10 protein-coding genes are annotated in these 13,031 nt (G+C 55.4%); 4 read left to right on the top strand and 6 right to left on the bottom strand.

Features of this window, described 5'->3' with window-relative positions; all coding sequences use genetic code 11:
• Positions 1–552 (top strand): hypothetical protein (locus tag ACMTNU_RS15420; protein ID WP_413936180.1); only part of this gene is annotated, 552 nt, incomplete at its 5' end.
• 15 nt (positions 553–567) lie between these two features.
• Positions 568–1,545 (top strand): hypothetical protein, encoded by a 978-nt coding sequence (locus ACMTNU_RS15415; protein ID WP_413936178.1) that lies wholly within the window; start codon positions 568–570, stop codon positions 1,543–1,545.
• On the opposite strand, the gene ACMTNU_RS15410 is transcribed toward ACMTNU_RS15415, so the two are convergent.
• Positions 1,542–2,636, bottom strand: coding sequence for a P-loop NTPase (locus ACMTNU_RS15410; RefSeq protein ID WP_413936177.1), 1,095 nt, complete (start codon positions 2,634–2,636; stop codon positions 1,542–1,544). The two genes, ACMTNU_RS15415 and ACMTNU_RS15410, sit on opposite strands and share 4 nt — an antisense overlap.
• 259 nt (positions 2,637–2,895) lie before the next feature.
• Here ACMTNU_RS15410 and pyk point away from each other — a divergent pair, with 259 nt between their 5' ends.
• Positions 2,896–4,383, top strand: a complete 1,488-nt coding sequence (gene pyk, locus ACMTNU_RS15405; protein WP_413936175.1) for a pyruvate kinase — start codon at positions 2,896–2,898, stop codon at positions 4,381–4,383.
• A 100-nt stretch (positions 4,384–4,483) separates the two neighbouring features.
• On the top strand, positions 4,484–4,906 hold the full coding sequence (locus ACMTNU_RS15400; RefSeq protein WP_413936173.1) for a surface-adhesin E family protein: 423 nt from the start codon (positions 4,484–4,486) through the stop codon (positions 4,904–4,906).
• A gap of 47 nt (positions 4,907–4,953) precedes the next feature.
• Here the strand turns inward: ACMTNU_RS15400 and mtnA are convergent, their stop codons facing one another.
• From mtnA to ftsH, 5 genes are all read right to left on the bottom strand, one after another.
• Positions 4,954–5,985 (bottom strand): S-methyl-5-thioribose-1-phosphate isomerase, encoded by a 1,032-nt coding sequence (gene mtnA, locus ACMTNU_RS15395; protein WP_413936172.1) that lies wholly within the window; start codon positions 5,983–5,985, stop codon positions 4,954–4,956.
• A gap of 222 nt (positions 5,986–6,207) precedes the next feature.
• A complete protein-coding gene (locus ACMTNU_RS15390; protein ID WP_413936171.1) occupies positions 6,208–8,721 on the bottom strand; it encodes a DNA internalization-related competence protein ComEC/Rec2 in 2,514 nt (837 codons plus the stop codon).
• Between the two features lie 28 nt (positions 8,722–8,749).
• Positions 8,750–10,099 (bottom strand): phosphoglucosamine mutase, encoded by a 1,350-nt coding sequence (gene glmM, locus ACMTNU_RS15385; RefSeq protein ID WP_413936181.1) that lies wholly within the window; start codon positions 10,097–10,099, stop codon positions 8,750–8,752.
• Positions 10,099–11,094, bottom strand: a complete 996-nt coding sequence (folP, locus tag ACMTNU_RS15380) for a dihydropteroate synthase (protein ID WP_413936170.1) — start codon at positions 11,092–11,094, stop codon at positions 10,099–10,101. Before folP ends, glmM begins: the two co-directional genes overlap by 1 nt.
• A 38-nt stretch (positions 11,095–11,132) precedes the next feature.
• Positions 11,133–12,944 carry an ATP-dependent zinc metalloprotease FtsH gene (ftsH, locus tag ACMTNU_RS15375; protein WP_413936169.1) on the bottom strand — a complete coding sequence of 604 codons (1,812 nt, stop codon included), beginning with the start codon at positions 12,942–12,944 and terminating at the stop codon, positions 11,133–11,135.
• Positions 12,945–13,031: the final 87 nt, after the last annotated feature.

Raw genomic sequence — 13,031 nt, 5'->3', positions numbered from 1 at the left:
ATGGAGATGGGCGGTTCGGACGGCATGGTCTCAATCATCCGGAAGGATAAGAAGGTTGTGTGGCAGTTGATGGGCAATATGTACATGGAAATGCCGATGGACCCCTCCAATGCATCCGGAATGGACGCGTTCGACATCGTGGAGCAGACCGAGGTCGGTCCGGACACCATCAACGGTCTGAGGACCACCAAATCCAAGATCGTTGCCGTGAAGAAGGACGGCTCCGGAAAATTCGGCGGCTTTTTCTGGACCACAAAGGAGGGGATCACCGTCAAGATGGATATGCTCTCGAAAGAGGGCGATAAGAAGATGCGCATGACCAGCGAATTGACCAATGTGAAGCTTGAAAAGCAGGACCCTGCACTCTTCGAGATTCCAGCCGGCTACACTAAGAACGACATGGGAGCCATGATGGGCGGCATGCCCAATATGGAAGAATTGAAGAAGAATGCACGACAGCAGAGACAATCTCGTGAAAACCAAGCCAAAGAAAGCCTGGGTGAGCAAATACCTGACGTCAATAAGATGATGAAGGGACTGTTTGGGAAGTAAGGGAGGTTGTCACTGATGCGTCTGACGCAAGTAGCCGTTGCCCACGTGCTGTTCATCGTGCTGATGGCTCCAGCCGTCCATGCCGACGATCCCTGTATGGGAGATGACGAAAAGAAGGCTGCCTTGTCCCAATCGGCTGCTCTCCAAAAAGCCGAACAAGCTGGTCAGCCCGCCGCCCTCTTTGTTGCGTATATGCAGATCATGGCCGATGACTGTATGGATCGGTATGACAAGAATGCAGTTGCCAGAGCCAAGACGAACATCCCAAAGCTTGGACGGGATTTAGCTCAGGCCGCCGAAGCAAAAGGTGCCCTGTACTCCCCTGACCCGGTACGAGCCACTGGCCAGACCACGGCCTTCAGGTACTATGAAGCCCTCAGGGACTATCATGAGGCCAATCGTGTTCTGCTCAAAGCTGTTCAGGCCAAACCGGATGATCTGCGCATGTTCGAGGCGGCCTGGAATATCGATAATGGCCGATATGGGCCGGTCGATCCAGCTACCGGATCACGACAACCCTATAGTTCCCCACCAGCATTTCGGCAAGAACTTGTGAAGATGGCCTCGATGAATGCCGATCGGCTGATGAAGGCCGAGGAGAGAGACGCGCAAGGGCTGACCGGGAACATCGGCGAACTCGGGAAAGCCAGCACACAGTCCATCGAGAAACTCCGGAGTGCAGCACTTTGGATGAAGTATCTTCCTGCTGGCGACAGACCTGCAAGGGACCGCGCTGAGCAACGCGGTGACACTATCATGAAGCGACCCGACCCGAGTTTTACGCAGGGGCAGGCCATGATGTATTACGAATTCGCCGGTTCGCCTAAGGCAAAAGACATGGCTGCGCAAATTAAGCAGAACAGTGAAGTGTCTCAACGGGCCATAGAGAAAGCCGGCGAGAGCATGAAGGGCATGTTCAACCAGAAGAGTGAGGCCGAACAAAAGCAGTTCGACAAGAAGAAAGCCGACCTCGAAAAGGAACTAGGTTTTTAGCCAGCTCTCTCTATTTGCGAGCTCACCTTTCCGTCGATCTGCCGGATAGGCTCCGCTATGTTGTGAGTCGTTGACGCGTAGGAGGCAATCGGAACTTCCGATTGCACCGGAGTGGACGCGGGCGGCAGCGGAGGCACTTCTGTCTTAGAGAACACAATAGCAGTCTTCGTCTCTTTGAGTTGTTTCATCTCCTCGTTGGTTCTCCCCACGTGGGCAGCAATCAGTTGCTCGACGGCCGTGGCAAGCGTCAGCAGTCCCTTGGCGGCGAGCGAGGTTGGTGCCGCTTCAATTACGGGCAAGAACTTTCGAATGGCCTGAGGAACGGACGGGTCCTCAGGCACTTCTCCCACGAGCATCAAGTCCCCTCCGACGTACTGATGGAGGATCTTCCGAAGGTAGAGGACATTGACCCGGGAGCTGTCTGATCCCCGGTTGATGATCAGCCCGGGCCGGAATGATTGCAGCACGGCAGCGGCTGCATCACGTCCTGCTGTATCGGTAGCACCTGCAACCGTCATCACTTCTTCTACGCTGTGGAAGTCCCTGTTCGAAAGAATATCCGACATCTGGCTACGCGCCAGAAAGCAGGATAAGACGCGGCGGATCGCTGCTAACTTAATGAATCGGTAGAGGTCTAATACCGAGGTTGGTTCGGGAGTCGCAACAGCCAAATGGATGTCGCCCATCAAGAAAAAGTCGAGTGCGTGATAGCTCGTACCGGCTCCGATATCGATCACCACGACATCCGCCGTGAGTTCCTGGAACTGCTTCATCAGCCGCTTCTTACGTGCATACGCCATATTGGCGGTTGCCAAGGTATCGCCTGTTCCAGGAATCAGGCGAAGGTTCGGATGCAGCGTGATGGGAATGGCGACCTCCTCCAGTCGATTCACCCGTTTGTTCAAGAAATCCGTTAAGGTGACCGGTGGATTCAATTCTCCGAACATGATGTGCGCATCGGCTCCGCCGACGTCGAGGTCGGCCAGAATGACCTGTCGCCCGTTTTTCGCAAGAGCCAACGCAAGGTTGGCTGACACCACGCTCTTTCCGACGCCGCCTTTGCCGGATGCGACTGAAATCAGAGTTGCCATGTGGTTTGCCGTTTCCTGAGTGAGAATACGGATCGGGATCTGTCTGACTGGAAGTACGTACGATGAGGTCATTGTAGCGGCTACTGAACAAAAGAAAAGGAAAATACAGGAATCCGTCAAGGGTATGCGTATCTTGCAGGAGCTTCGAAGCCGAGGATTGTCTGACGGCTCGGTCCTGTATGGCGTGGGAACAGCGGGACTGTGGTAATCTACTGACCGGGGCCAGCTGAGTCGAAGCGACGGTTCCTCACATGTGATCATGCGAAAAGCCAAGATCATCTGCACGATCGGACCTGCGAGTTCCCCACCGGCGATCATCGATCGGCTGATCGCCGCCGGAATGAACGCGGCCCGGTTGAATTTCTCGCATGGAACCTACGACTCGCATGCCGCAGCGATCACCACAATCCGCCAGGCCGCTGCGAGGCATGGCGCAGCAGTGGCGATCATCCAGGATCTGCAAGGGCCGAGGATTCGAGTAGGTCTTGTCCCACCGGCGGGGATTCACGTCACAGCCGGTCAGTCAATCCGTCTCCGGGCATGGCGCTCTGAACGGGACACACAATCCGTTCCCCCCTCCCTTTCTAGGGAAATTCCTATCTCATATCCGGATCTCACGCGCGACCTTCGTGCCGGAGGGAGAATTCTGATCAACGACGGGTTGATTGAGCTCGTCGCCGAACACATCCAGGATGACGTCGTCGACTGTTCCGTCCTCATCGGAGGCACGATTACCTCGCACAAAGGGATTAATCTTCCCGGCACGGCGGTCAGTGCCCCCACGCTGACGGAAAAAGACCAGCAGGACATCAAATTTGGTGTCGAGCAGGAGGTGGACGCTATTGCGCTCTCCTTCGTGCGAGGAGCACAGGATATCGAGACGGCGCGAGCTGTCCTGCAACCGTATGGACGTCGCATTCCGCTCATTGCGAAGATCGAACGAGTCGAGGCGGTTGCGGCCCTGGAGGATATTTTGGCCTGTGCGGACGGCGTGATGATCGCACGCGGTGATCTGGGCGTGGAAATGGGGCCGGAAGCGGTGCCGATTCTGCAGAAACGCATTATCGTCGAGGCCAATCGTTGGCGTCGGTTGGTGATTACCGCCACGCAGATGTTGGAGTCGATGACCAAGGCGACAAGGCCGACGAGAGCCGAAGCTTCGGATGTCGCCAATGCCGTCTTTGACGGCAGCGATGCCGTCATGCTCTCGGCTGAAACGGCCGTGGGGGCGTATCCTGTTGAAACGGTACAGGTCATGGATCGTCTGATCTGCGCAGCGGAAGACACGACCGAACCTGGTGTGACCGTCAAGACAGATCCTGGCGCGGACAATTTCTCGCTCGCAGAGGCGATCTCAGCTGCTGCTGCCTCCGTAGCCAGCTCAGTCAGAGCTCGAGCCATCGTTGCCTTCACAGAAGGGGGCACGACCGCACGATTGATCTCCAAACATCGACCGGCTTCCCAGCTGGTGGCATTCACTCCGTCCGAAGCGATTCGACGGCAGATGGCGCTGTACTGGGGCGTGAGTCCCTTTCTCATGTCTCCAGGGGGAGCACCGGAAGCCTGGATCGCAGAGGCGGAGCAACGGCTCACGACAGAGCATCTCTGTATGCCTGGAGATATCCTCGCCGTTGTGTCCGGAACGATGGCGGGGCAAGTCGGCGGTACGAATATGCTGAAGCTGCACGAAGTCGGGTCTTGCATATCTGAGCGTGACAAGCCTTTCACCACATCTCAGTCGTCATAGCGAGACTATGCAGGATTTCCTGCACCAGACTAGATTCGGTCTCATTTTTTGAAAGACTATCCAACTGAAATAGTCACTTCTATAGGGGAGAAGATGGCCTATGTTCATGTATCGAACGAGATGTTGTCTGGCAATCATATTCCAGATCCTCTTTGACGGCCCGGTTTATGCCGAATGGGTGGCTCTTGATGATCACTTTCAATCGCATCCGTTGCAGACGGTGTACATTGACCCCGATACCATTCACGGAGAGGGGCATGGAGTTCTACTCTCGGTCTTGATCGATTGGAAAGCGATGCAAGGAGGGCGAACACCGACCCGCTTCTATTCCACGACACTCACCAAGCTAGTCGACTGTGCTGAACGACGGGTTCAAACGCTGACATCCACAGACCGCTATGGCCATATGGGGACCGGTGAGGTGATCAGTGATGGAAGCCATGCAAGCGAAGGCTACTGGAGAGCCGTGGAGCCGGGAACGAGCAATGAAGGATTGTGGAACGCAGCCTGCGGGAAAAAGTAACAGTCATGCACATTGCGAGATCTCGTAGATGCTGACTCATGCCGTGGTCAGCTTACGAAATGTCTGCTGATCTCCTGCGGTTTGAAGACCCCGCGTTCGGTAATGATCCCCGTAATGAGTTCAGCAGGGGTGACATCGAAGGCTGGGTTATGAACTGCCACATCTTTGGGGGCGACTGGATGGCTGCCGTGGATTGTGGTGACTTCTGACGCATTGCGCTGTTCGATGGGAATGTCCTCTCCTGATTTCGTGTTGAGATCAATGGTCGAATAGGGAGCCGCGACGTAGAATGGAATATCGTGAGCCTTCGCCAAGACGGCCACCGAGTACGTCCCTATTTTATTGGCCACATCCCCGTTGGCGGCAATGCGATCTGCTCCAACGACGCAGAGCTGTATTTTCCCCTGTCTCATGAGGGACCCGGCCATGTTGTCTGTAATCAACGTGACGGGAATGTGATCTTGCATGAGTTCCCAGGCCGTGAGGCGAGCGCCTTGCAGGACGGGGCGAGTTTCATCGGCAATCACATTGATCTTCTTTCCCTGTTCCCATGCCGCACGAATGACTCCCAGCGCCGTTCCATATCCTGCCGTGGCGAGTGAGCCTGCGTTGCAGTGCGTGAGGATCGTTTGGCCGTCCTGGATGAGCTCTGCTCCATGGCGTCCCATGGTCTTGCACAGCGTAATATCTTCATCCAGTATGGCTTGAGACTCAGACACCAGCCTCTCCTTGATCGCTGAGACTGGGTGCCCTTTCAGGGACTCCAGTTTCCGTTTCATCCGCTCAATCGCCCAGAAGAGATTGACGGCGGTCGGTCTGGTTGCTGCTAGCTCATCGCAGATCTTGAGAACAGTTTGCGCAAATGTTGCGTCGTCGGTGGTTTGGAGACTCTGTGCGCCCAAGGCCACGCCCATTGCGGCGGTCACCCCGATCGCCGGTGCTCCACGAACCTTCAAGGTGCGGATCGCCTCTGCAACAGTTTGGTAGTCGCGACAGTCCAGGAACTCGACTGCTCCAGGCAGCCGGCTCTGGTCGAGCAGGCGAACCGCACCGTCTTTCCATTCAACCGTGGGAACCATGACATCACGTTGTAGCGAGAAAGGGATTAAAGTGCAAGCCCTCTTCAAACAGCCAGTGCGCACCCATCCAAACTCCCTTGCCAAACTTCTCTGAACCTCAGACTACTTCTCTCTCGGGAAGTTTCGTGCTCACTCCCCTCCTTTGATCATCTGTTCCGTAAGTACTACATGAAGATTGTGAGACTCCTAATGATTCTGTGTGGATCGTTTTATATTTCATCTCTAACGTGAAGAACTTGATAGGACAAGTCGATGCCAGTTCTGGTATTCACAGCGCCAAGGGCAGGTGAACACATCGACGGGTTGGATCACGAGTTCGCGCATACTGGTCACCGTCAGCTCGGTACTGGATAGCCGGCCTTGCACCCAGACCGCCCCATCACGATCCGTCCGATAGACCGTAATCCCCTGATTGTGATACGCCTCGAGTACGGCTGGAGCGGGATGTCCATAGGAGTTGGTCGACCCGACAGAAATGATCGCATATTGAGGATGAATCCGCCGAAGCCAGTCTTGGTTCAACGAGCTCCGTGCTCCGTGGTGCGGCACCTTCAGGACTGTGACAGGTTGGTATCCATTCTCCGGTAGCTGGTGGAGTCCGCCGGTTTCAATATCCGCGGCGAAGAGAATGGAATGGGCGCCACAGTCTAATCGAGACACGATCGAACGGTTGTTCAGCTCTGTCCCGGTGTGAAAAGACTTGGGATCAGCAGGCGTCTCATCTTGCTGTGGGTTGAGAATCCCGAGATGGCACGGACCGGAGGCTAGGACCTCTTGCCCTTGGATGGCGGATTGTTTCGGGATGCCATGTGAATGAAGGGCAGAGGTGAGATCTGTGACGAATTGCTCCTCTCGCTCTACCCCTTGGTCCCAGAACTGTCCCACGGACAGATGTTGGATGATCCAGATCAACCCACCGACATGGTCCATCTGTTGATGCGTGCCGATCACGTAGTCAATATGCGAAATGCCCCTGTTCCAGAGAAACGGCGCGACGACACTTCGTCCCATGTCGAACCGATCATGGCGCGCCCCGCCGTCGATTAAGACCGTTTGTCCATCAGGGAGTTCAACGAGGGCACTGTCTCCCTGGCCCACATCAAGGAAGGTGACACGCCAGTGATCGCTGTCGCCTTGATGATTTGGAGGCACCAGCCACCACACCATGAGTGCGAGCGCCAATCCGGTTCCTGCCAGCCGCCATCGTGTTGAAAGGACCGGCAGGCTTGCGACAACGGCTCCGGCGTAGAACAGCATCATGGCTGGAATTGACGGCGCGGCAACAGCCCATTGGGCGCCTGGAATTGTGGCACACCACCGAACCCCAGTGACCAGCCACGTAAAGACATATTCCAATTCAGGTCCCCAGGCCAACACCTCGGCACCGGTCATCATGGTCCAGATCGCCATACCAAGCCCAAAGGGAACGAGAATGAATCCGGTGAACGGGATGGCGCCAAGATTTGTGAGTACGCCCAACCATGGCACCTGATTGAAATAGAATGCGACCAAGGGGAGCGTGGTCACGGTGAGGACCGCACTGAATGACAATGCCTTGGCTCCGGAGAGGGTGGCGCGGGACATCCATCCCTGCGTACTCTTGGTGGGATCCTTGTTCCATGCGTCTACGAATCCGATCATCCGGATCATGACGAAGACGGAGAGAAACGACAGCTGAAAGGAAATGTCGAAGATCGCACGGGGATCATGGCACACAATCAAGAGCACAGCGACCGCCATGGTATGGTTCAGATGCCGGTCATGTCCCAACCAGACGGCGACCATCGCCATCGTGATCATGACGAGTGATCGCACGGTTGCCAGTTCAGCCCCAGCCAGGAGGGCGTACAGTGCGACCGCCGGCCAGATGAACAGAATCGCAAGCCGTGAAATGATCAGCCTTCTGGTGATGGTCAATATGAACATGGTCGGCATCCGTACGATCAAGAATCTCACGATCCAATAAGCGACTGCTGCAACCAGACCGAGATGCGATCCGGAGATCGACAGTAAGTGGACTGTGCCAGTGGCCATAAACCAATCTTGCAGCTCCTGCTCGAGATAGCCCCGTTCCCCGATGATCATGCCGAGTACAACTCCCAGTGCCGGTTGATGCACGCTACGAATCGCAGCGTCCCGGATGCTGGTTCGCCAATGATCGATCTGATTCCATCCACGCCATCGAAGACTCACGGCTCCGGATTCCAACAGGGTGACTGCCTGAGCTCCAACGATGGTCCCGACGAGGTCGATTCCTTGATGCTCAAGATAGCCTGCATAGTCGAATCCACCTGGATTCAACCCTCCTCGTGGAGGGTGATAGCGGCCGTGGACGGCCACCAGATCGCCCTGATGCAAGGTGAGTCCTGGATTGCGCCAGACCAAGCGTAGGCGCGTGTTTCCATCATCCGTCCGAAGAATGATCGTTTGGCGCCCGGTGCCATGTTGAACCGGGACAATGACACGGCCGGTGAGAACGGTCTGCTCAACGGTGTGGGCCATCGGTATTGGGCGGTGGGATACCGGCGCGGTGCTCGTGGACCAGTAGATAAGCCCAGACAGCACCGTGAGGTAGAGAACCAGCGCGGATGGTGTCGTGAGATAGCCGTTTCGCTCAACCAGCGAGAGTGCGAGGGCTATCGCCAAGAGGGCGGTCAGAACCGAGAGAGGAAAAAACTGAACCTGTGCTCCGCACACAAGTCCGATGAGAAAGGCAACGGCAAGGGATGGCAGCATGAGCGTTCCTCATGCACAGGAGAAACGCTCAGCCGATATGGGCTTGCACTACTCGGGCAAGCTCGTCGGCGACGTCTTTGACGACCGACGCGTGCTCGCCTTCGACCATGATTCGTAACAACGGTTCGGTTCCGGAGTACCGGATGAGCACACGACCGCTTCCATTGAGACGACGGTTGTTTTCTTGAATCGCTCGGTCAATCTCAGGAATCGACTCCAAGACCGGTTTCTGTTTGACCTTGATATTGACCAGAATTTGCGGCACTGCGGTCATTGCTTTGGCAAGTTCGGACAACGGTTTCTTGCTGCGCTTCATCAACGACAAGATTTGCAGGGCCGAGATCAGCCCATCTCCGGTCGTGTTGTGGTCGAGAAAGATGAAATGCCCGGACTGTTCTCCGCCGAAGTTATATCCCTCCGCCAACATCCGTTCGAGCAGGTATCGATCTCCGACCGGCGTGCGGATCAGTGTGATGCCTGCCTTGGCCATCGACAACTCCAGGCCAAAATTACTCATGACCGTACCGACCAACGTGCGGTTGGCGAGAAGACCCTGGTGGTGAAGATCGAGGCCGAGCGCCGCCATCACGTGGTCCCCATCAACGACCGTTCCCTGCTCGCAAACAAAAATGGCCCGGTCGGCATCTCCGTCCAGCGCGATTCCCAGGTCGGCCTTATGCAGACGGACGGTCTCTTGCAAGAGCTCGGGATGGACGGCCCCGCATGCCTGATTGATATTCATGCCGTTCGGTTTGTTCCCGATCACCTCCACGGTGGCGCCCAATTCTCTCAAGACGGTCGGAGCCACTTTGTACCCTGCACCGTTGGCACAGTCCACGACAAGCTTGATCCCCTGGAAATCCAAATCTTTCGGCAATGATCGCTTGGCAAATTCAATGTATCGTCCGTCAGCATCGTCGATTCGATAGGCCTTTCCAATCAGGTCGGCAGTCGGTCTCAGGTGATTGATCTCATCGGACACGATGAGCTCTTCTATGCGGGATTCGACTTCATCGGGAAGTTTGAAGCCATCGCCCGAGAAAAACTTGATGCCGTTATCCTGGTAGGGGTTATGCGACGCCGAGATGACGACGCCTGCATCGGCACGCAGACTCCTGGTCAAAAAGGCAATGGCTGGTGTCGGCATCGGCCCGACCAAAAGGACATCGACTCCCATGGAGCAGATTCCCGCCGTCAGGGCGGATTCGAGCATATAGCCGGAAATTCTCGTGTCTTTGCCGATGACGATCTGGTGACGTCCCGCTCGGCGCATAAAAATATGCGCGGCGGCTCGCCCCAACTGCATGGCTGTCTCGCTCGTCATCGGATCAAGGTTGGCGACTCCGCGCACACCGTCCGTTCCGAATAATCTACGCATCATTCTTCCTCTCTCTGCGATGGCCAAGCGCTGCTTGCTGCCGACGCCACCTTCACGACATCCATCATCATGGCGACATCATGAACACGAATAATCCGAGCGCCTCGGTCCACAGCCAATGCGACGGCGGCTGCCGTCCCCCATTCGCGATGTTCGACCGACTTATCGAGGATCGTTCCGATAAACGCCTTCCGTGACAGCCCAACCAGCAGTGGACGATTCAGGGTCAACAACGAGGACAATCCTCGAAGCAGTTCGAGATTATGGAACATCAGCTTACCAAAACCAAATCCTGGATCAAGCACGATGTTTGTTCGCGCAATCCCCGCATTCATGGCATGTTGCATACGCTCTTCAAGAAACCGCACGACCTCGCTGCGTACATCCACATAACTCGGTGCGAGCTGCATGGTTTGAGGCGTTCCTTGCATATGCATCAGGACGATGGCGGCGCCTGATCCTGCAATCACGGAAGCCATGGCCGGATCCTGTCTCATTGCACTCACATCATTAATGATCGAGGCACCATGATCCAGCGCGCATTGGGCGACGCGTGATTTTGTGGTATCGATGGAAATCGGAATAGAGATCCGGCGGGCCAGTTCTTCAACGACGGGACGTACACGGTCCAGCTCGTCCTGTTCGCTGACGACATGTGAACCAGGCCTGGTCGATTCCCCGCCGATATCGATCAAATCAGCACCCTGGGCGACAAGGTCCATTGCGTGTGCGATGGCTCGTTCAGGTTTGAGATAGTGTCCACCATCGTAAAACGAATCGGTCGTGACGTTGACGACGCCCATGATGAGAGGGCGAGTCCGGCACTCAATCTTGTGGCCTCTAGCCAAAAACCATTGTTCCGAGGGAGCTGATTGTGTGGACATCTGCTGCAACGAGACCATCACCAGGTGTGAACAGGACGCCGGAGAGTCCGGCGAACGGGAGCCATGTCCGTCGAGGCAAAGGCTCAGCGCGCATGTATTGGACAGTACCATCACGGTTCCCTGAAGAAGGGAACCGTGATGTGAATGGATCAGGCAGGAACAGTTTGGGAGGAAGACTGCAACAAAATCTGGTCGATTTCCGGGGCGTCCAATACTTCTTTTTCGAGCAGGGCTTCCGCCAGGGCCTTGAGACTTGTCATCTGTTCGGTCAGGACACGACGCGCGCGTTCATAGTTTTCCGTAACGAAACGTTTGATCTCGAGATCGATTTCGAGAGCCACTTGATCGCTGACATCCCGTTTCGTCGCGAAGTCCCGGCCAAGAAATACGGAGTCTTCCTTCTGCCCAAAGGTCAAGGGCCCTAACTTTTCGCTCATGCCCCATTCGCAGACCATCTTACGTGCCAGATCGGTGGCACGCTCCAGATCGTTGCCTGCTCCAGTCGTGACATGCTTAAAGACCAGTTCCTCGGCCACTCGCCCACCCATGAGAATCGCCAAGGTGTTATAGAGAAATTCCTTTGAATAGTTATGACGGTCGTCGGTCGGTAGTTGCATCGTCACACCGAGTGCACGGCCTCTCGGGATAATCGTGACTTTATGAACAGGATCCGTACCAGGGAGCAGTTTAGCCATCAAGGCGTGGCCCGCTTCATGATAGGCCGTGATACGTTTCTCCTCATCGGTCAGAATCATGCTCTTCCGCTCCGCACCCATCATGACCTTGTCTTTAGCCATCTCAAAGTCGATGTTTTCGACTTCCTTCTTGTTTTGACGGGCGGCCCACAGCGCGGCCTCGTTCACGAGATTCTCAAGGTCGGCACCGGAAAACCCAGGGGTTCCCCGAGCAATCTTTTCCAACTCGACATTCCCTGAGATGGGAACCTTTTTCGTATGAACTTTCAGGATTTCCGAACGGCCTTTGAGATCTGGTCGATTGACGACGACCTGGCGATCGAAGCGCCCCGGCCGTAGTAAGGCAGGATCGAGCACGTCAGGACGATTGGTGGCCGCGACCAAAATCACTCCTTCGGTCGTATCAAATCCATCCATTTCAACGAGCAATTGATTGAGCGTTTGTTCCCGCTCGTCATGTCCTCCGCCCAGGCCTGCCCCGCGCAGACGACCAACGGCATCAATCTCATCAATGAAAATGATGCAGGGGGCGTGCTTTTTCCCCTGCTCAAAGAGATCGCGTACGCGTGAAGCCCCGACCCCGACGAACATCTCGACGAAGTCGGATCCGCTGATGCTGAAGAACGGCACACCTGCCTCTCCGGCGATCGCTTTGGCTAAGAGTGTCTTGCCTGTTCCAGGGGGGCCAACGACCAGCACACCTTTCGGAATACGTCCGCCCAGTTTCTGAAACTTTCTGGGGTCCTTCAAAAACTCGATAATCTCAAGGACCTCTTCTTTTGCCTCATCGACACCCGCAACATCGGAGAATGTGACTTTCTTTCGTTCTTCCGTCAACATCCGCGCCCGACTTTTCCCAAACGACAGCGCCTTATTTCCCCCGATCTGCATCTGGCGCATGAGGAAAAACCAGAGGCCGAGGAACAGAATAAACGGGCCCCACGTGACCAGAAACGTGATGTACCAGGGACTCTCGTCCGGTGGTTTGACCTCGATCTGCACCTCTTTCTCCCGAAGGACCTTCACAAAATCGGGATAGTCGGCTGAATAGGTGCGGATGCGAGTTTTGTCTTTCAACACGCCGCTGATGTGGTTGCCCTTGATGATGACTTTTTCAAAATCACCTTTATCGAGCTTCGACATGAAGTCGCTGAAGATCACTTCTTCTTCCGGCGCATGCGTCGGAACACTGAATAAGTTGAACAGGAGAATCATGAACAAGCCGACGACGACCCAGAAAAGCAGGTTCTTGACCCGGGAATTCATCCAGTTCTCCTTGGCGATAACGTTGGATGGAAAGCGTTTAGGAATTGATGGGATGTTAACACACGCTTGTCCATATTGACAACAGCT

Source organism: Nitrospira sp. BLG_1, from assembly GCF_047338595.1.
Taxonomy (GTDB): Bacteria; Nitrospirota; Nitrospiria; order Nitrospirales; family Nitrospiraceae; genus Nitrospira_D.
Note: the sequence above shows the minus strand (reverse complement) of the source record. Positions and strands in the feature narration are given on the sequence as shown.

Excerpts from the sequence above, each read along its gene's own strand:
- ACMTNU_RS15415 (WP_413936178.1), top strand. The coding sequence starts at position 568 with ATGCGTCTGACGCAAGTAGCCGTTGCCCACGTGCTGTTCATCGTGCTG.
- ACMTNU_RS15410 (WP_413936177.1), bottom strand. The coding sequence starts at position 2,636 with ATGGCAACTCTGATTTCAGTCGCATCCGGCAAAGGCGGCGTCGGAAAG.
- pyk (WP_413936175.1), top strand. The coding sequence starts at position 2,896 with ATGCGAAAAGCCAAGATCATCTGCACGATCGGACCTGCGAGTTCCCCA.
- ACMTNU_RS15400 (WP_413936173.1), top strand. The coding sequence starts at position 4,484 with ATGTTCATGTATCGAACGAGATGTTGTCTGGCAATCATATTCCAGATC.
- mtnA (WP_413936172.1), bottom strand. The coding sequence starts at position 5,985 with ATGGTTCCCACGGTTGAATGGAAAGACGGTGCGGTTCGCCTGCTCGAC.
- ACMTNU_RS15390 (WP_413936171.1), bottom strand. The coding sequence starts at position 8,721 with ATGCTGCCATCCCTTGCCGTTGCCTTTCTCATCGGACTTGTGTGCGGA.
- glmM (WP_413936181.1), bottom strand. The coding sequence starts at position 10,099 with ATGCGTAGATTATTCGGAACGGACGGTGTGCGCGGAGTCGCCAACCTT.
- folP (WP_413936170.1), bottom strand. The coding sequence starts at position 11,094 with ATGGTACTGTCCAATACATGCGCGCTGAGCCTTTGCCTCGACGGACAT.
- ftsH (WP_413936169.1), bottom strand. The coding sequence starts at position 12,944 with ATGAATTCCCGGGTCAAGAACCTGCTTTTCTGGGTCGTCGTCGGCTTG.